The sequence below is a fragment of the Enterococcus sp. 3G6_DIV0642 genome, assembly GCF_002140635.1.
GTDB classification, from domain to species: domain Bacteria; phylum Bacillota; class Bacilli; order Lactobacillales; family Enterococcaceae; genus Enterococcus_D; species Enterococcus_D casseliflavus.
The window spans coordinates 2340109-2359568 of record NZ_NGLH01000001.1; the positions used below are offsets into that span (position 1 = coordinate 2340109).

Sequence of the window (19460 nt, forward strand, 5' to 3'; positions counted from 1 at the left end):
TCATTATAGCATGAGTCCATCGATCTAACTTGTTCTTTTACTGAAAAAACGCTATCATATAAAGCAGAGGAGGGATTGTCCATGAAGAAACTACGAATCCATGTGCAAGGACGTGTCCAAGGCGTCGGCTTTCGTTATACCACAAAAATGCTTGCTGATCAGTTGGGCGTCACAGGATCTGTAAAAAACGAGGCGGATGGCTCTGTTTCGATTGAGGCAATTGGCGATGACAAAGCCATCGATGCCTTTGTTGCTGGGGTTAAGGATTCTCCTTCACCCGCTGGGAAAGTAAATCAGATCGACATCCAACCAGACGATGCTATCAAAGAGCGTAGGAGTTTTGATGTAGTGTACTATTAACAATTGAATGTTTTCTAAGTCGAAAGATTGATTTTTCAATGAATTTCTCTTTGTACATTGAAATAGTCGGTCTTTTTTAGTATAGTTATTTTTGTCTAAATTTATTGTGAAGAGGAAGAATAGAATGTCTAAAATGAATAAATGGCTGCTTTCATCAGGATTATTTGGCCTGTTATTAGCATTATCAGGCTGTGTCAGTACCAATGCTGATGGTACGCCGAAAGAAACAGGAATGATTTATCGCTTTTTGGTGAAACCATTAGGGGATATGATCACGATGCTCGTTGAAAACTTCAACTGGTCTTACGGCTGGGCGATCATCGCGGTAACGATCGTTGTCCGTGTCATTATCTTACCGTTAGGGATCCATCAGTCTCGCAAAACGATGGTTCAAAGTGAAAAAATGCAGTTTCTGAAACCTCAAGTGGATATTGCGCAAGCCAACTTGAAAAAAGCAACCACTCGGGAAGAACAAATGCAAGCGCAAGCGGAGATGCAAAAAATTTACTCTGAAAACAACGTCAGTATGTTTGGCGGTATCGGATGTCTCCCTTTGCTGATTCAGATGCCGATCTTCTCTGCTCTTTATTTCACCGCTCGTTACACACAAGGAATCCAAAACTCTGAATTCTTTGGCGTATCATTAGGCGACCCCAGCATCCTCTTTGTGGCGATTGCTGGTCTTTCCTACTTGGCACAAGGATATATCTCAACCATCGGGATTCCTGAGGAACAGAAAAAAACGATGAAAACCATGTTGATCGTTTCTCCATTGATGATCGTTTTCATGTCCATGAGTGCACCAGCTGGTGTGACACTTTACTGGGTAGTTGGTGGGGTCTTCAGTTGTATCCAAACGTTTATCACGAATGTCATCATGAAACCAAAAATTCGTGCCCAAGTCGAAGCGGAAATGAAAGCAAATCCGCCTAAAACGGTAGTTACGCCTCGTAAAGACGTAACGCCTGAAAAAACAGAAGCTGTCAAAAAAGCGTTGAACACGACAAAGCCTAACGGAAAAGGCCGTAACGCTGGCAAGCAGCAACGGAAGTAATTCTTGACCAAATCGCTCATTGGGCGGTTTGGTTTTTTGTTGTTTTCAAATGGGAATCAGTTGCTTCTTCTATTGCCTTTCGCTATAGTAAATGAGAGGTGAGCGCATGTTTCAAGCATATATCAATATTTTTGTCATTTTCAGTCTCATGTTTATCGGTTATTGGTTGTCTTACAAACAATGGTTTTCTAATCGAACCGCCGACACGTTTTCAAAACTGGTGTTAAATGTCTCATTACCCGCCAATATGTTTTTGACGATCATTAAAAACTTTACGAAAGACGAGTTTCTCTCATTAGTTTCCGGGATGATCATCCCTTTTCTTTCCATGATGATCACTTACTTCGCCGGTTATTTATGGCGCCGTTTCGCGCAAGTTGAAACCAAACACCAAGGGGCATTTTCCGCCATGTTTACCTTTTCCAATACGATTTTCATCGGCTTACCGATCAATTTAGCCATTTTTGGTGAAAAAGCCGTTCCCTATGTATTGTTGTACTACATCGTAAATACGACATTATTTTGGACCATCGGTATTTTTGAGTTAGCAAAAGATAACCCCGATTTCGGCGAAGCCCGCATTTCCTTTCATCCATTGGTCATGCTAAAAAAGATTTTTTCGCCAGCCTTGATTGGTTTCATTATCGGCTTGATCTGGATGCTGTTCACATTCCCACTGCCATCCTTTGTTGATGGGCTTGGAAGCTACCTAGCAGATTTAACGACGCCTCTATCAATGTTTATTATCGGGATCATCGTGTACTTTGGCGGGCTCAAGAACTTGCGAATGACCAAAGACATTGCTGGTGTCCTGTTTGGTCGCTTCGTTCTTTCGCCTCTCGTTGTATGGCTATTAAGCAGAATCATCCCTGTTCCTGAATTGATGCTTTCTGTGTTTATTATTCAAGCCTCTATGCCCGTCCAAAACTCTGTCCCGATCCTTGTACGAAACTACCAAGGGGATGAAGAATTTGCAACTTCATGTCTAGGCTATTCCGTCTTACTGTACATGGTGTATCTGCCTGTTTTGCTTTTTTTCTTTTTTTAGCTAGTTAACGAACTTTGTCGAAAAATACTCGTTACCAAAGGCATTCGCTTCTTTCGGTAACGAGTATTTTTCTTCTCTTTGTATGGTAATGTTTTTTTTGATTCGCTGTCCGAACGGCAACTCCCCTTATGATTTGTCACTATAGATCACGATTTTTCTGATTTTCGCCAGATTGTGACTGCTTAGGTTACCTTCATAAACAAGACAAAAAAGCCCATCATGCAGAAACTAGCTATACTAGATGCTGCGATGATGGGCTTATTTTTTTAAGTGAACAGCCGTTGGCTTACAACATATCGAACAACGACAACTGATTTTCATCTGGTAGATCTTTTAGAACACCGTTGTCCGTCATGTATTCAATCAATGTCTTAGAAACTTTCCCGCGATTGGCGAGGTCTTCTTTCGATAAGAAGGGACCATCTTTTCGTGCTTCCACGATTTGTTTCGCTACGTTCAGCCCTAAACTCGGTACTGCTCGGAACGGTGCGATCAATTTTTTCCCATCGATCACGAAATTTTCTGCATCGGATTTATACAGATCGATCATCCCGAATTCATAGCCGCGCTCCAGCATTTCATTGGCTAATTCGAGAACCGTCAACAGATTTTTTTCTTTCGTTGATGCATCCATTCCTTTGTCATTGATTTCTTGCATCCGTTCTTTTACGGCGTCTTTTCCTTTTGACATGGCAATCAAATCAAAGTCGTCTGCTCGGACAGAGAAATAAGCACAGTAATAGAGAATTGGGAAGTACACTTTAAAGTAAGCCACCCGCAACGCCATCAAGACATACGCCGCCGCATGGGCTTTCGGGAACATGTACTTGATCTTCGAACAAGAATCGATATACCATTCTGGGACATTGTTCTCCCGCATCGCTTGCAAGTAAGTATCTCGCAAGTCGTCAGGGATCTTGTTCCATTGTCCTTTACGGACCGTCTCCATGATTTTAAAGGCCATCCCGTCATCTAAACCGGCGTGGATCAAATACACCATGATATCATCCCGACAGCCGATTACTTCCGCTAGGCTGGCATCTCCGCGACGGATCAATTCTTCCGCATTGCCCAACCATACATCGGTACCATGGGAAAGACCAGAGATCTGCAAGAGTTCAGCAAAGGTCGATGGATGGGTTTGATCCAGCATCCCTCGCACAAATCGGGTACCAAATTCCGGGATGCCTAATGTACCGGTTTTCGAATAGATCTGCTCTTCGGTCACACCTAACACATCCGTGCCGCCAAAAATACGCATCACTTCTGGATCATCGGTGGGGATCGTTTTTGGATCGATGCCTGATAGATCCTGCAGCATCCGAATGACTGTCGGATCATCGTGTCCGAGGATATCCAGTTTCAAGATATTGTCATGAATCGAATGGAAATCAAAGTGGGTCGTTTTCCACTCCGCATTTTGATCATCCGCTGGGTATTGGATCGGGGTGAAATCATAAACATCCATATAGTCGGGAATAACGATAATCCCCCCCGGGTGCTGACCAGTCGTCCGTTTGACGCCTGTGGCACCTTTTGCCAGGCGATCGACTTCGGCTGCTCGATAATGAAGATTATGATCGCGCTCAAAGCCTTTTACGAAACCAAAGGCTGTTTTATCGGCTACGGTACCGATCGTTCCTGCACGATAGACGTATTCTTCACCGAAGAGTACTTTCGTATAGTTATGGGCTTCTGGCTGATATTCCCCTGAGAAGTTCAAATCGATATCGGGTACTTTATCGCCGTGGAAACCAAGGAACGTTTCAAAGGGAATATCGTGGCCATCTTTGTTCAGACGGGTGCCGCATTTTGGACATTTTTTCTCTGGCATATCATAACCAGAACCATACGAACCGTCTTCGTAAAACTCCGAATACTGGCAATCGGGACAATAATAATGAGGAGCTAATGGATTGACCTCAGTGATCCCCGTCATGGTTGCCACGAAACTAGAACCGACTGATCCCCGTGACCCTACTAGATAGCCGTCTTCATTGCTTTTATGAACGAGTTTTTGTGAGATCAAATAGATCACGGAAAAGCCGTTCCCAATGATCGAATCAAGCTCTTTTTTCAAACGTTTTTCCACGATCTCTGGTAATGGATCGCCGTATAACTCTTTGGCACGGTTGTAACTTAAGTCGGTGATCTCTTGTTCTGATCCGGGAATCTTTGGTGTATACAGATCATCTTTTACCGGAATGACTTTTTCACAAAGATCGGCGATTTTATTCGGGTTCGTCACCACGATTTCTTTCGCCGCTTCCGGACCTAAAAATTGAAAAGCAGTCAGCATCTCATCCGTAGTACGGAAGTGCACGTCTGGTAGGCTATGACGATTCAACGGATTGGCGCCTCCCATTGAATTGATCAAGACCTTGCGATAAATGGCGTCTTCTTCGTTTAGGTAATGGGCATTCCCAGTAGCCACAACGATTTTCCCTAACTCTTCCCCCATTTTTACCAGATTCCGAATGATGTCTTCTAGGTCTTTTTCACTTTTCACGAGTTCCGTTTCCAAAAGATGGGCATAAACTGCTTTGGGCATGACTTCGATGTAGTCATAAAACTTGGCAAGTTCTCGTGCTGCATCGACCCCTTTTTGCATCATTGCGACAAAGACTTCTCCTTTATCACAGGCGGTTCCGACTAACAATCCTTCCCGCAATTTCACCAATTCTGAACGTGGGATTCGTGGGACTTTATCATGGAAGTACTTCACATTCGACATCGAGATCAGCTTGAATAAATTCTTCAATCCTGCCTGTGTTCGAGCCAAGATCGTGGCATGGAAAGGTCGAGCTGCTTTGTAGGAGTTCTCGCCCCCCACGTGTCGGTTCAACTCTTCGTGCAGCAACATCTCATGTTTTTCCATTGCTTCTTTGACAAAGATCCATGCTAAATGACCGGTTGCCTCCGCATCGTAGATCGCTCGGTGATGTTGTTCTAAGCTGACACCGAATTTTTTGGAAAGGACACCTAAACCGAATCGCTTAAACTCTGGATACAAATAACGAGCGAGTTCCAATGTATCAATGACGGGATTTTCCGCTTCTGGAATACCGTATTTTCGATAACTAGTATTTAAGAAGCCCATATCAAATGACGCATTGTGGGCAACTAAAATGGCTCCTTCAGAAAACTCACGGAACAAACGTAAGACTTCTTCTTCTGATTTTGACCCGCGAACCATTTCATCGGTGATTCCCGTCAGTTCTACGGTCGTTCGCGATAAGGGATGACCTGGATCGATAAATTCATCAAAGGATGCCTCCACGTTGCCTTTATGCATCCGCACAGCAGCCAACTCAATGATGGTGTCGTATACTGCAGACAACCCAGTGGTCTCCACGTCAAACACGATATAAGTAGCATCGGTCAGTGGAACAGGCTGAGGATTGTAGGCAACCGCTACGCCGTCATCCACGATATTGGCTTCCACACCGTAAAGAATTTTAACACCAGCCTTTTCTCCTGCATGATGGGCATCAGGGAACCCTTGCGCTCCACCATGATCGGTGATCGCAATCGCCTTATGGCCCCATTTGCCTGCTTGAGCGACAAAATCCGCCACGTTGTTGGTGGCATCCATCGTACTCATATTGGAATGCAGGTGGAGTTCGACCCGTTTCTCGCCTTCAGGTGCATAGTCTTTGCGGGCTTCGTGTTTGACTTCCAGCAAATCTTGCGCATTCATAACGAGATCTCGCATGAAGGTATCTTCTTGGACGCTACCGCGTACTTTGACCCAACTACCTTTGGCGATGGCATCAAAAACTTGTTCATCTTTTTCATTGTTGGAGAATTTTTTCACACTAAACGATGACGTATAGTCGGTGATTTTCAAGATCAAAATCTTCCGTTTTGAACGCAATTCGCGGACTTCTTTATCAAAGACATACCCTTGGATCGTAACTCGGCGTTCTTCCTCGATGATATTGATCATCGGTGTCACAGGTTCATCGGCAGGAATATTACGTCCCAAGGCGATTGGTCCGTCAAATTCGACTGTTTTGACTTCTTTTTTGCGTTGCTCGTGCGCCATTAAGTTCTCAGCAGCTTGTTGTTGGAACGCTGCTGTTTGCTCTTCCTTGCGTGCTTCAAGTTCTTTTAAGGCCGCCTCCGCTTGCTCTTGGTCTAGCTGCGGCAAGATCCGAAATTTTTGAAAGCCGAAGGTACTATAATTTTCCTCAATGATCGGCAAGTACTGCTGCTGCAAAATCGTGATGACCGCATCATTGTTGACTGGCAAAATCACTTTGTTCTCTTGCAGCACAGGCATTTGGTTTTTGATCACTTGATGAACCAATGGTCGATCACAATTTTGATTGGCTAACGCTAATGGCCAATATTCTTGAATGAATTGCTCATCAAAGGAACCATCTTGAGCTTCAATGATGATACGAACTTCCGCAATCTCTTTAAACGCCAATTCAATATGTTGTTTAAAGGACTGATACACCATCACCGGTAATAAACGTTCAAATTGGAAATAAAACGTCCACGCTTTTGATTGTCGATGCACGGTCACTTGTTTGATTTGGGCAGTCTGCATCAACGGATGCTGCCGAAGATTTGGGGCAGCTGCAATTTGGTCTAATAATATCTCAAAGGTCTCTCTTTCTTTTGACAATTGAAGATCCTCCTTTTCTCAGTACTCACTAGTATACCTCTTTTTGCCCTCATTTTCATTAAAAAATCGAGAAAGGATTTCCTCTCTCGATCTGCTATTCATTCTTGTTCGTTCCTGTTTATTCCTGATTGGCTAACAAAATCGTCAGGGTCGAAGCGACTTCTTCTTTTCTCACTTCAACGGTCGCACCAGTATGCTTGATTTTGATCTCTACGATGCCTTCTACGGCTTTTTTACCGATAGTCAAGCGAATCGGACAGCCAATCAAATCGGCATCTGCAAATTTGACCCCTGCACGTTCATTGCGGTCATCTACCAGCACTTGATAGCCGACTTGGTTCATCATTTCTTCTACTTCTTCACTTAAGGCATTTTGATAGCTATCTTCAATCGACGTTTGAATGATATGCACATCAAATGGGGCAATTTCTTGGGGCCAATCGATCCCAAATTCATTGCCGTATTGTTCGACGATCGTTGAAAGCAGCCGAGAAACCCCCAGCCCATAACAGCCCATGATGATTGGTTGCTCATCGCCGTTTTCATCGACAACCGTCGCTTCTTGCGCCTCACTGTACTTGGTTCCTAACTTGAAGATATGGCCAACTTCGATTCCTCGCGTAAAGGTTAAGGTTCCTTTTCCATCTGGGGAAGGATCACCTTCTTGAACCAAGCGAAAATCGGCAAAGGCTAATGGTTGAAAATCACGCCCCACATTCGCATTGAGATAATAGCTTTGTTTTTCTGCCGCTGGAACGATCAGATTCGCCATATCTTGGACATGCTGATCGGCGTACAACTGGATCGAATCAGCAAGCGCAATGGGACTGCGCAGCTGCGTCTCACTCGTCAGATAAGACTCCGCTTCCTCAACAGTCAGCACCTTCACTTGATCAGCGGCTAAGTAATGCTTGACCTTTGTTTCATTGAGGCTGTGATCGCCTCGTAATAACACCATAATGACTTGCTCGTCAACGAGTAATAAAGATACTTGAACGATTTTTTGCAAGTCTGTTTCGTATGCCTGCGCCAGCTCCTCTAACGTTAAAGGCTCATCCTGAACGACTTTTTGTAATTCTAAATAGGTCTCGTGAGATTTTTTGGCGATGTATTGACTGGTTGCTAATTTCCAATTGGCGACATAATCGCTTTCGGTCGAGTAGCAGATCAGCTCTTCGCCGATCCCCGACAATGCCAAAAATTCTTTCGAATCTCTGCCACCCATCAAGCCATTGTCCCCGACCACTGCCCGATACTCGATACCACAGCGTTTCAATATTGCATGATAAGCCATTTCGTAACGATTATAGGTTTGATCTAAGCTGGCTTCATCGGCATGAAAGGAATAGCCATCTTGCATGATAAATTCGCGGCTGCGGATCAATCCAAAGCGCGGCCGCTGTTCGTCCCGATATTTCGTTTGGATCTGATACAAGCTCAATGGCAGCCGTTTATAAGACGTGATCTCGTTTTTGATCAATGTCGTAAACGGCTCTTCATGAGTAGGTCCTAAAACGATCTCTCGTTCGTTTCGATCTGTTAATCGATACAAGGATTCACCATACAATGAGGCACGTCCTGACTCCTTCCATGGCTCATACGGAAGCAAAGAAGGCATCGCCATCTCTACGGCATCGATTTGTGCCAATTCTTCACGGATGACCCGCTTGATCTTTTCTAACACCCTTTGTGCTAGCGGCAAGTAAACATAAATGCCTGCCGCCACTTGTCGAATATACCCTGCCCTAACTAACAGTTGATGACTTAACGTCTCCGCATCGCTGGGGGTTTCCCGCAATGTCGGAATCAAACATTTTGACTGTTTCATTTTTTTCTCCTTTGCTACAAAAAATCATGTTCACCCGATCAACAATTGATTTGCTTGTGCGTCTTATTTTTAAAAGAAGAAACGTTGGATATCATTCCAGGTAACGAGAACCATCAGCAGCATCAAAAACCCAAACCCAATCAGAGTAATGATGCCTTCTTTTTCTTGGCTGATTGGCTTGCCTCGCAAACCTTCTAAAATATTTAAAACCAGCTTACCGCCATCCAATCCAGGAATCGGTAATAAATTAAAGATCCCCAAGTTGATAGAAATCATCGCCATCATCGCGATCACCGTTGTTACCCCTTGCGATGCAGCTTGAGAAGACAGTTGGAAAATCGCTACCGGTCCACCCAATTTATTGATATCTGGTTGGGCAATCAAGTTGCCGACTGCTCTAAAAATCACCAGTGAATTGTCAATGGTCGTTTGCAAGCCGCCCAGTAAGATATCTCCGATCCCAGTTTTTAAGGAAGCGGTGATCCCTAAGAAACCAATCGTGGTCTCCCCTGATTCTTGACTCGCAGGAGTTGCCGTCAAATCAAGTGTTTCTGATCCTCGTTTGACTGCTAGAGCAATCTGAGTATCCGGGTACTTTTGGATCTCAGTCGTTAATTCTGACCAGTTAGAAACATCGACACCTTCGACAGCTAAGATTTCATCGCCATTTTGCAGCCCTGCTTCAGCTGCCGGTGTTCCTGCTTCGATTCCTGTCACGATGGTTGCATCTTGATTCGCAACACCACCTTGTGCAAACACCAACCCAGTGAATAAGACCAAGGATAAAATAAAGTTGTTCATCGGTCCAGCAAAATTCGTCAGCATTCGCTGCCAAAGCTTTGCGGACTGGAATTGAACGTCTTTAGGTGCGATCCGAACTTCAACGCCATCTTCATGGATGATCGTTGCATCATGATCCACAGCGTACGTCATCGCTTCTTGTTCATTGCCATTGATGAACCCTGTGATCGTCAACTTCTCCTCCAAGTCAAAGTCGGTCACTTCCATAGGGATCGCTTGCGGCAATTGGATCTTTTTGCTCGTATTGATTTTGATAACTTTGCCAGTTGCATCTTGAACCAAGGAGACTGGCATACCTGGTGTTAATTCTGTTTCATCTTCACCCCAGCCCGCCATTTGGACATACCCGCCTAATGGAAGCATCCGAATCGTGTAGGTCGTCCCATCTTTCGCTTGATGCGCGAACAATTTAGGCCCCATACCGATGGCAAACTCTCTTACTAAAATACCTGCCCGTTTTGCAAAGAAGTAGTGTCCAAACTCGTGAATCACTACCACTACGGAAAAGATAATGATAAATACAAGTATCGTTTTCATGCTCGTTCCTCTCTTTCACAGCATCCCTCTCATTCAGGGCAGCCTTTCCTTATTTTATCACACCGATTCCCGTTGAGGAACTCACATTCCCGTTGTAACAAGAATTTAAAAAAAGAAGCGCAAGCCAAGCCTGCACTTCTAAATAATTTCTAAAAAACACCGAATAAATACATGATTGGAAACACAAACAGCATGCTATCGAAGCGATCCAAGATCCCGCCATGTCCTGGCAAAAGATTGCCTGAATCCTTCACGCCATAATGACGTTTGATTGCCGATTCCACTAAATCCCCGAATTGACCAGCGATCGAAAAGAGGACCGTCAATAAGATCATGATGGCACTACCATGTCCAAAATAATCTTTCCCTGGAAATGCTAGCAGATACAGACCGGCTACGACCACCGCAGCAGCAATCCCACCTAGCGCACCTTCGATCGTTTTATTAGGGGAAATCTCTGGCCATAATTTTCGTTGACCGTAACGCCGTCCCACCATGTAAGCCCCAATATCTGTTGCCCACACGATAAACAGACCGAAAACTAAAACGACTAAGCCATCTGTTGCTGAACGTGCCGTCAAGAAACGTTCAAACCCGACACCCGTATATAAGCTGACGATCACTGGAAAACCAGCTTCATCGATAGTATACGTATTTTTAGAAATAACCGCGATCCCTAGTAATAAAAGGACGATTACATAATACAAGGCACTTTTATCTGTGCCCTCTGGCAAAAAGAAAAACCAGCGTTCTTGAGGTAAAACTAAAATCACCGCACCGATGATTGAAAGAATTCCTTCAAAACTGAAAACAGCTAGTCCTTTCATCCGAAATAATTCATAAACACCAATCCCTGCCATCGCTGCTGCCAGCAATTCGACGGCAATGCCGCCAACGTAAATAATTGGCAGGAAAAAGGCTAATGCGACGACCGCAGTGATTACACGTTGTCTCACTCTTCTTCCTCCTTCGTTTTCAAACCGCCAAAACGCCGGTTTCGTTGTTGAAAGCTCCCGATCGCATCTTCTAGTAAAGCAGCATCGAAATCAGGCCAGAGCGCTTTCGTAAAGAATAATTCGCTGTAAGCAATCTGCCATAACAAGAAGTTGCTGATACGTTCTTCGCCACTCGTGCGAATCACCAATTCAGGATCACGTAACGCGTTTGGCAAAAAACCAGTCATCAAATGTGTCGCCAGCATGTCTTCCGTGAGCTTGGGCAGGGCTTCCTCCGAAGCTGCAAGCTCTTCATAAAGGGCTTGGACCGCAGTCAAAATTTCTGCGCGGCTGCCGTAATTTAAAGCAAAATTCAAGATCATCCCAGTATTATCTTTGGTTTGGTCAATCGCTCGCTTGACCGCTTCTTGTGTGTGTTCGGGTAAAGATTCCGTGAACCCCATCACTTTGACTTGAACATTTTCTTTGATCAGCTCAGGAACAAACGTGTCGAAAAAGTCGACGGGCAGTTGCATCAAAAAGTCCACTTCTTCGTTTGGCCGTTTCCAATTCTCTGTTGAAAACGCATAAAGAGTCAATACTTTCACACCAAGGTGTGAAGCATGTTTCGTGATCTTTTTTACCGTCTCCATGCCTTCTTTGTGACCAGCTACTCTTGGCAAGCGCCGGTTTTGCGCCCATCTGCCATTGCCATCCATAATGATCGCGATGTGTTGGGGAATCGGCAGTGATGGATCAAATTCATGTTCAGCCGCTTCTTTGATATATTTGTCTTTTTGTGGAAAAAAACGCAGCATCGTATTCGCTCCTCTTCCAATTCTTGAAATTCATCTTTTACATTATAACAATAATCAGATTTCTTGCCTATGAAAACCAAGAAAAGATTTCCATATTAAGAAAAAACAAAAAAACAGTCGTGATATTCAAGTACATACGGCACTTTCGACCATAAAAAAAGAGCCGCTGAAGCGACTCTTCGTCATTCCTTTTAAACCTCAAGTAGCTCTTGCTCTTTTTCAGCTGCGATCGCATCGATTTCTTTGATGCTGTTATCTGTAGCAGTTTGCACTTCTTTTTCAGATTCACGCAAATCATCTTCTGTAATATCGCCAGCTTTTTCTTGTTTCTTGTAAGCTTCCATCGCATCACGGCGAATGTTACGGACCGCGATTTTCGCATTTTCAGCTTCTTTTTTCACGTCTTTGGCTAATTCTTTACGACGTTCTTCCGTTAATTGAGGAATCACCAAACGAATGACGGTTCCGTCATTGGCAGGCGTGATACCAATATCACTTTGCATGATAGCTTTTTCTACTTCTTGGATCATTGTTTTGTCAAAAGGTGTGATCATCAAAATTCTTGCTTCTGGAATCGTAATTGAAGCCATTTGGTTCAAGGGTGTTGGTACACCATAGTAAGTAACCATTACGCGGTCTAAGATGCTCGCGTTCGCGCGGCCAGCACGGATTTGTCCTAATTCCCGCTGCAAGTTTTCTGCTGCTTTTTTCATTTTGTCTTTTGCTTCTGTTAAAATTTTGTCAGCCATGTTATTTCCCCCTTACTGTCGTTCCAATATGTTCACCTAAAATGGCGCGGCGAATGTTTCCATGCTCATTCAAGTTGAATACGACTAATGGAATATCGTTGTCCATACTTAATGAACTTGCGGTTGAATCCATTACTTGCAATCCTTTAGAAATGACTTCTAAATGGGTCAATTCTTCAAATTTCACAGCACTTTGGTCCGTTTTAGGATCTGCTGAGTAGACGCCATCAACATTGTTTTTCGCCATCAAAATGACATCAGCGTTGATTTCAGCTGCCCGTAAGGCTGCGGTCGTATCAGTTGAGAAATAAGGGTTTCCGGTTCCGCCTGCAAAAATGACGACCCGCCCTTTTTCTAAGTGACGTTCTGCTCTGCGACGAATATAAGGCTCTGCGATTTGACGCATTTCGATCGAAGTTTGGACACGCGTTGGTACACCAGCATTTTCTAGCGTGTCTTGTAATGCTAAAGCATTCATCACAGTCGCTAACATGCCCATGTAATCAGCTTGTGCTCTTTCCATCCCCATTTGCGCGCCGATTTGTCCACGCCAAATGTTTCCGCCGCCGACCACGATCGCCATCTGTACGCCTAATTCGTGGACTTCCTTGATCTCTTTAACGATCTCTTGGATCGTCGGTGGTTTGATCCCAAAGCCTTCGTCACCCGCTAATGCTTCACCACTTAATTTTAATACAACACGTTGATATTTTGGTTTGCCCATCATGATTCCTCCGTACATTCTCCAATACTATTGTAGCATATTGGTGCTCTTTCGTTGAAAATTATCTACACTATTTCTTTAAAAACCGTTTTTGCTTAAAAAAAGGGAGCGCACTTCCATGCGTTCCCATCTGTTCGAGGAACAGAATTATTTTTTCACTTGGCTCATTACTTCTTCAACGAAGTTGTCTTCGCGTTTTTCGATACCTTCGCCGACTTCAAAGCGGACAAAAGATTTCACAGTTGCGCCTTTTGATGCAACATATTTTTCAACCGTCATATCTGGGTCTTTAACGAATGGTTGGTCAACCAAAGCGATTTCTGCTTTAAATTTCTTCAAGCGTCCTTCAACCATTTTTTCAACGATGTTCGCTGGTTTGCCTTCGTTCAATGCTTGTTCTGTCAAGACTTGTTTTTCATGATCCAATTCTTCTTGAGAGATTTGTGCTTCGTTCACGTAGCGAGGGTTGATCGCTGCAACGTGCATTGCAACATCTTTCGCAACTGATTCGTCAGTTGTTCCTTCAAGAACAGTCAATACAGCAATACGTCCGCCCATGTGTAGGTAACCGCCGAAAGCAGCATTGTCATCTTTTTCAACAACTTCAAAACGACGGAAGCTGATTTTTTCTCCGATTACTTGTGTTGCTTCGATCAACGCAGCATCCATTGTGCCTTTAGAAGTTTCTAATTTTAAAGCAGCATCCATATCAGCTGGTTTGTTTGCTGCGATTACTTCAGCGATTTCTTTTACTAAGTCTTGGAACATTTCGTTTTTAGAAACGAAGTCAGTTTCTGAGTTCACTTCAACGATTGCTGCTGTGTTGCCGTTGATCGCTACAGATGCTAAACCTTCAGCAGCAATACGGTCGTTTTTCTTCGCAGCTTTTGCCATACCTTTTTCACGTAATAAGTCTACGGCTTTTTCGATGTCGCCTTCTACTTCAACTAATGCACGTTTTGCGTCCATCATTCCTACACCAGTCATATCGCGTAATTCTTTTACTAATTTAGCTGTTACTTCTGCCATTTTTTGTTTCCTCCTAAATGTTTTTAAACAAGATTGCTTGTCTTTAAAAAAAGCTGTTTCAAAGGAGAGTGAGGCTTGGCGCCTAGCCTTTGAAACAGCTCCATCATTTATTATTCAGCTGATGCGTTGTCGCCTTCGACAACATCAACGATTTCTTCGATTGAAGTTGCGTTTTCTGTTGATTCAGCAGCAAAATCTTCTTCTGCTACTTGGTCTTCGCCTTGGTTACCTTCGATGAAAGCATCTGCCATTTTCGCAGTGATCAATTTAACGGCACGAATAGCGTCATCATTTGATGGGATAACAACATCGATTTCGTCTGGATCACAGTTTGTATCGACCATCGCTACGATCGGGATATTTAATTTGCGTGCTTCTTGGATCGCGATACGTTCTTTACGTGGGTCAACAACGTACATTACATCTGGAATTCTTGGCATATCAGCGATACCGCCTAAGAATTTTTCAAGACGTTCGCGCTCTTTGTTCAAGCCAACGACTTCTTTTTTAGGAAGAACAGCAAATGTGCCATCTTCTTCCATTTTGTTGATTTGTTTCAAACGAGCAACACGTTTTTGGATTGTTTCCCAGTTTGTCAAAGTTCCACCTAACCAACGATGGTTAACATAGTATTGACCTGAACGGATTGCTTCTTCTTTGATTGCTTCTTGTGCTTGTTTTTTAGTACCTACGAACAATGCAACGCCGCCTTCTTCAGCAACATTTTTCATGTAGTCGTAAGCTGCGTCTACTAATTTCACTGTTTTTTGCAAATCAATGATGTAGATGCCGTTTCTTTCTGTGAAGATATATTTCTTCATTTTTGGGTTCCAGCGACGAGTTTGGTGACCAAAGTGTACGCCGGCTTCTAATAATTGTTTCATTGAGATTACTGCCATGTTGTGTTTCCTCCAATTTGGTTTTTTTGTTTTCCTCTCTTGCTCTTTTACTCCTTGAAGAACTGAATCGATCAGCACCGCTTCGCAGATGGAACAAGATGTGGGATTGACGTGAAAAACTCACGCCTTAAACAGTATACAGTAGCTAAAAAAGAAATGCAACTGATTCAAATGAAAAACTACGATTCGTGGTCCAGCTTTTTTTTAACGTTCTAATTCTTTTCTTATTATATCTAGGTTTTTTCGGCTTTATCTGCTATGATAAGGCTGACTTAATCAATCATGCTTAAAGGAGTTTACCTATGCGAAAAGCTGATCGCCATTTACTTATTAGACAAATCATTACTGAACATACTGTACGCACGCAAGAAGAATTATTGCAGCAATTGGAAGCCCAAGGCGTCTCCGCCACGCAAGCGACCATCTCTCGCGATATTCGTGATTTGAAAATCGTGAAAGTGCCCGATGAAACAGGTCAGACGAAGTTTGTCATTTTTCAAGGAATGCAATCGTCAGAAGATGAAAAAGAAGAAGAGCAGCGTTTGATACAGATGATCGAAGACGTTGTCACTAAAGTAGATCGTGTGCAATTCATGACGTTGATCCATACCGTTGCGGACAATGCGCCTTTGCTTTCGGCTGCGATCGATGAAGTGACTATGCCAGAAAAAGTTTGCTCGTTGGCGGGCTTTGATACAGTAGCGGTGATTTCCCGCAGCGACGAAGATGCCGAAATTTTTTATCAATTTATCAGAAACCACGCGGTCTTATAAGACACCGAACATGACCTATCTGTATTTTTACTACAAAAAAGCTGTGTCCTTGTCGAAACAAGGACACAGCTTTTTTTGTTACATTTTGTCGGGTGCATGTAAACCAAGCAACCGTAAATCTTCTTTTAATAAGGTCGTTACTGCATAAACTAGAGCCAGACGTGCGTCTTTTTCCGCATCTTCAGCCAAGATTTTCACATTGGCGTAATACTTATTAAAGGCCTGTGCCAATTTGATGGCATGTTTAGCAATGACGGATGGTTCATATTTTTCTGCTGCTTGCAGCACGGTTTCTGGGTAGCGCTGAATCAATTTGATGACTTCCCAGCTCTCAGTATCTGCCAATGACAAACTGCTGACAGCAGCAGGATCAAAGTCGGCTTTTTCAAGAATGCTCATGGCACGGGCATGAGAATATTGCACATAGGGTCCGGTCTCTCCTTCAAAACGGACAACTTCTTCTAGCGTAAAGTCGAAATTATTCAAACGGTCATTTTTCAAGTCGTGGAAAACGACTGCCCCGACACCGACTTGTTTTGCAACTTCTTCTTTGTTTTCAAGCGTTGGGTTCTTTTCAGTGATTTGTTCTTTCGCTGAATCGATCGCTTCATTCAATACTTCTTCTAAAAGAACGATCTTCCCTTTTCTCGTAGATAATTTTTTCCCATCTTTGGTGATCAATCCAAATGGTACGTGGGTCATATCATCTGCCCACTCAAAGCCCATTTCCTTCAAAACAGCTTTTAATTGCTTGAAGTGATAACTTTGCTCATTTCCTACCACGTACAATGATTTAGCAAAATTGTAGGTCCGTTTGCGGTACAATGCAGCAGCCATGTCCCGGGTGATGTAAAGGGTCGCACCATCGGATTTGCGGATCAAGGCTGGATTTAAGTCATACGCAGCCAAATCAACGATTTCTGCCCCTTGGTCTTCTTTCAGCAAGTGTTTTTCCTCTAATAATTCCACGACTTCTGTCATTTTATCATTATAGAAAGCTTCGCCATTCAATGAATCAAAGGAAACTTCCAACATATCATAGATTTTATTGAATTCTTTTAATGATTCATCACGGAACCATTGCCATAAATCCATTGCTTCTTGGTCACCATCTTCTAGTTTCTTGAACCAAGCTCTCGCATCATCTTCTAATTGTTTATCTGTCTCGGCAGCTTCATGAAAATCAACATACAAACGCAACAGTTCGTTGATTGGTTCCGCTTTGACCGCTTCTTCTGACCCCCATTTTTTATAGGCCACGATCAATTTCCCAAATTGTGTGCCCCAGTCGCCTAAATGGTTGATGCGAATTGGCTGGTAACCGATTTTTTCTAAAATAAAGCCGATCGAGTTACCGATCACAGTGGAACGCAAATGCCCCATTGAGATGGGTTTGGCAATATTGGGTGAAGACATATCGATGGGTACTGCTTGCTGATTGCCGATGGTTTGATCGCCAAAATGATTTTTTTCTTTGAGAACCATCTCTAAGACGTGGGCAGAGATTGCTTTTTTATCCATAAAGAAGTTTAAATATGGACCCACCACTTCAATTTTTTCAAAAGACGCTTGATCGATTTTTTCTGCTAAGTCTGCGGCAATTTGCTGCGGCGCTTTCCGATAGACTTTTGCTAGCGAGAAGGCTGGGAATGCCACATCCCCATGGTCGGCTGACTTTGGATTTTCCAGTAATTGCTGAACTTGTTCGATCGATAGATCTTCTTTTACTACTTGATGGATCGCTTGTGCGACGATTTCTTTGTTATTCATAGTATCCCTCCTATAATGACTGAACCCATTTTTTGATGAAACGTTGTTTGAAGCAAGCAAACAGTTGTATGTTTTTCATGCAAGAAATGATTGATAAAAACAAAAAAGCCTCTAGCGCATAACATGCACTAGAGACGAGATTTCCCGCGGTACCACTCTGATTGTCCTTTTCGGACCTACTTTTTTCTGATAACGGCAGAATTCCGTTTGCTTGGCAAATTCTCACAAGTGCGTTTCACAATCTGATCAATTCGGCTTCCACCACCCCGAACTCGCTAACTGATACTCGAATCGCTACTTCTCTTGTTTCATCAAATCAAGGCTATTTACTTCCCAGAAAGTATAGCAAAGAAATGTTTGTTTGGCTAGCGAGATTTTGGCATTTTCAAAAAAAAATTATTTTATACTTTAGGAATAAATAGATCTCCAGCAGTCACTGCCATGATCGCTTTGATTGAGTGCAAACGATTTTCGGCTTGATCAAATTGACGGGCATACTTGCTACGAAAGACCTCACCAGTGACTTCCATCTCAGAAATTCCATACGCCTGCGCTGCTTTTTTGCCATACGTGGTCTGATCATCATGAAATGCTGGCAAACAATGCATAAAAATCACTTGATCGTTTTGTGTTTTTTTCATCAACGATTGGTTGACTTGATACGGCAGCAGCTGTTCAATCCGCTCTTGGAATTTTTCTTCTTCACCCATTGATACCCAAACATCGGTATACACGACATCAGCGCCTAGAACACCTTGATCCACATCATCAGTCACCAAAATCTTTGCGCCCGATTGCTTGGCATAGGCTTGTGCCTGTGCGATGATGGTTGCTTCTGGCTGCAAGACTTTCGGAGTGACGACATGAATATTGACCCCTAAAATCGCACTGGTCACTAATAAAGAATTAGCGACATTGTTGCGCCCATCCCCACAGTATGCGATGGTCAAGCCAGTCAGCTCACCGAAGTTTTCTTGAATGGTTAAAAAGTCAGCGATCATTTGCGTTGGATGCCATTCATCCGTTAAACCATTCCAAACAGGTACGCCTGAATAGTTGGCCAGATCTTCGACAACCTGTTGGCTAAAGCCGCGAAACTCGATCCCGTCAAACATACGGCCGAATACTTTGGCGGTATCTTCAACGGATTCTTTAGACCCCAACTGAATATCATTGGCCCCTAAAAATTCCGGATGTGCCCCCAGATCCACCGCTGCAACCGTAAAGGCTGCTCGCGTCCGTGTCGAATTCTTTTCAAACAAAAGTGCAATATTTTTTCCTTCTAAGTAGCGATGTGGTTGATTGTTGGCCTTCATCTCTTTCAAGTGCTGGGAAAAATCAATCAAATATTGTAGTTCTTCTTTTGTAAAATCCTTTTCTGCTAAAAAACTGCGTCCTTTAAAAACCGATGTCATTGCATACCCGCCCTTCAATTAACTAATAATTATACACGATAATATCAAATTATGAAATAAAATACAACAAGATCTTCTATTTGC

General features: G+C 43.2%; 15 protein-coding genes. 4 read left to right on the forward strand and 11 right to left on the reverse strand.

The window, feature by feature from the left end; all coding sequences use genetic code 11:
* The first annotated feature begins 81 nt into the window (after positions 1-81).
* The 3 genes from A5878_RS11135 (at position 82) to A5878_RS11145 (ending at position 2462) form a co-directional block, all read left to right on the forward strand.
* Complete coding sequence (locus A5878_RS11135) at positions 82-360, forward strand: acylphosphatase (protein ID WP_010749324.1); 279 nt, start codon at positions 82-84, stop codon at positions 358-360.
* Positions 361-484: 124 nt separating this feature from the next.
* Complete coding sequence (yidC, locus tag A5878_RS11140) at positions 485-1414, forward strand: membrane protein insertase YidC (protein ID WP_010749323.1); 930 nt, start codon at positions 485-487, stop codon at positions 1412-1414.
* Positions 1415-1520: 106 nt separating this feature from the next.
* The gene (locus A5878_RS11145) at positions 1521-2462 is read left to right on the forward strand and encodes an AEC family transporter (RefSeq protein ID WP_086295593.1); all 942 of its coding nucleotides are present in this window, start codon (positions 1521-1523) and stop codon (positions 2460-2462) included.
* Positions 2463-2748: 286 nt separating this feature from the next.
* On the opposite strand, the gene A5878_RS11150 is transcribed toward A5878_RS11145, so the two are convergent.
* From A5878_RS11150 to rpsB, 9 genes are all read right to left on the reverse strand, one after another.
* On the reverse strand, positions 2749-7098 hold the full coding sequence (locus A5878_RS11150; protein WP_086295594.1) for a PolC-type DNA polymerase III: 4350 nt from the start codon (positions 7096-7098) through the stop codon (positions 2749-2751).
* Between the two features lie 118 nt (positions 7099-7216).
* Complete coding sequence (locus A5878_RS11155; RefSeq protein ID WP_005229438.1) at positions 7217-8926, reverse strand: proline--tRNA ligase; 1710 nt, start codon at positions 8924-8926, stop codon at positions 7217-7219.
* Between the two features lie 69 nt (positions 8927-8995).
* Positions 8996-10264, reverse strand: coding sequence for an RIP metalloprotease RseP (gene rseP, locus A5878_RS11160; protein ID WP_060792267.1), 1269 nt, complete (start codon positions 10262-10264; stop codon positions 8996-8998).
* Positions 10265-10413: 149 nt separating this feature from the next.
* On the reverse strand, positions 10414-11220 hold the full coding sequence (locus A5878_RS11165) for a phosphatidate cytidylyltransferase (protein ID WP_010749318.1): 807 nt from the start codon (positions 11218-11220) through the stop codon (positions 10414-10416).
* Positions 11217-12017, reverse strand: a complete 801-nt coding sequence (locus A5878_RS11170; protein ID WP_015510051.1) for an isoprenyl transferase — start codon at positions 12015-12017, stop codon at positions 11217-11219. The genes A5878_RS11165 and A5878_RS11170 overlap by 4 nt, the downstream gene beginning before the upstream one ends.
* A 191-nt stretch (positions 12018-12208) precedes the next feature.
* Positions 12209-12766, reverse strand: coding sequence for a ribosome recycling factor (gene frr / locus A5878_RS11175; RefSeq protein WP_005229434.1), 558 nt, complete (start codon positions 12764-12766; stop codon positions 12209-12211).
* A gap of 1 nt (position 12767) precedes the next feature.
* Positions 12768-13490, reverse strand: coding sequence for a UMP kinase (pyrH, locus tag A5878_RS11180; RefSeq protein WP_005229433.1), 723 nt, complete (start codon positions 13488-13490; stop codon positions 12768-12770).
* 147 nt (positions 13491-13637) lie between these two features.
* A complete protein-coding gene (tsf, locus tag A5878_RS11185; RefSeq protein ID WP_005229432.1) occupies positions 13638-14519 on the reverse strand; it encodes a translation elongation factor Ts in 882 nt (293 codons plus the stop codon).
* A gap of 110 nt (positions 14520-14629) precedes the next feature.
* On the reverse strand, positions 14630-15418 hold the full coding sequence (gene rpsB / locus A5878_RS11190; RefSeq protein WP_005229426.1) for a 30S ribosomal protein S2: 789 nt from the start codon (positions 15416-15418) through the stop codon (positions 14630-14632).
* Between the two features lie 302 nt (positions 15419-15720).
* On the opposite strand from rpsB, the gene A5878_RS11195 reads away from it, so the two are divergent.
* Positions 15721-16191: an arginine repressor gene (locus A5878_RS11195; RefSeq protein ID WP_060792268.1), complete on the forward strand. Its 471-nt coding sequence runs from the start codon at positions 15721-15723 to the stop codon at positions 16189-16191.
* A 78-nt stretch (positions 16192-16269) separates the two neighbouring features.
* Here the strand turns inward: A5878_RS11195 and argS are convergent, their stop codons facing one another.
* Together argS and argF are read right to left on the reverse strand one after the other, a co-directional pair.
* Entirely contained in the window at positions 16270-17961 is a 1692-nt protein-coding gene (gene argS / locus A5878_RS11200) for an arginine--tRNA ligase (RefSeq protein ID WP_005229423.1), read from the reverse strand.
* A 401-nt stretch (positions 17962-18362) separates the two neighbouring features.
* Positions 18363-19376, reverse strand: a complete 1014-nt coding sequence (argF, locus tag A5878_RS11205) for an ornithine carbamoyltransferase (RefSeq protein WP_086295595.1) — start codon at positions 19374-19376, stop codon at positions 18363-18365.
* Positions 19377-19460 lie beyond the last annotated feature (84 nt).

What these genes read in the sequence shown, in the direction of transcription:
- A5878_RS11135 (WP_010749324.1), top strand. Translation starts at nt 82, where the DNA reads ATGAAGAAACTACGAATCCATGTGCAAGGACGTGTCCAAGGCGTCGGC.
- yidC (WP_010749323.1), top strand. Translation starts at nt 485, where the DNA reads ATGTCTAAAATGAATAAATGGCTGCTTTCATCAGGATTATTTGGCCTG.
- A5878_RS11145 (WP_086295593.1), top strand. Translation starts at nt 1,521, where the DNA reads ATGTTTCAAGCATATATCAATATTTTTGTCATTTTCAGTCTCATGTTT.
- A5878_RS11155 (WP_005229438.1), bottom strand. Translation starts at nt 8,926, where the DNA reads ATGAAACAGTCAAAATGTTTGATTCCGACATTGCGGGAAACCCCCAGC.
- rseP (WP_060792267.1), bottom strand. Translation starts at nt 10,264, where the DNA reads ATGAAAACGATACTTGTATTTATCATTATCTTTTCCGTAGTGGTAGTG.
- A5878_RS11170 (WP_015510051.1), bottom strand. Translation starts at nt 12,017, where the DNA reads ATGCTGCGTTTTTTTCCACAAAAAGACAAATATATCAAAGAAGCGGCT.
- frr (WP_005229434.1), bottom strand. Translation starts at nt 12,766, where the DNA reads ATGGCTGACAAAATTTTAACAGAAGCAAAAGACAAAATGAAAAAAGCA.
- pyrH (WP_005229433.1), bottom strand. Translation starts at nt 13,490, where the DNA reads ATGGGCAAACCAAAATATCAACGTGTTGTATTAAAATTAAGTGGTGAA.
- tsf (WP_005229432.1), bottom strand. Translation starts at nt 14,519, where the DNA reads ATGGCAGAAGTAACAGCTAAATTAGTAAAAGAATTACGCGATATGACT.
- rpsB (WP_005229426.1), bottom strand. Translation starts at nt 15,418, where the DNA reads ATGGCAGTAATCTCAATGAAACAATTATTAGAAGCCGGCGTACACTTT.
- A5878_RS11195 (WP_060792268.1), top strand. Translation starts at nt 15,721, where the DNA reads ATGCGAAAAGCTGATCGCCATTTACTTATTAGACAAATCATTACTGAA.
- argS (WP_005229423.1), bottom strand. Translation starts at nt 17,961, where the DNA reads ATGAATAACAAAGAAATCGTCGCACAAGCGATCCATCAAGTAGTAAAA.
- argF (WP_086295595.1), bottom strand. Translation starts at nt 19,376, where the DNA reads ATGACATCGGTTTTTAAAGGACGCAGTTTTTTAGCAGAAAAGGATTTT.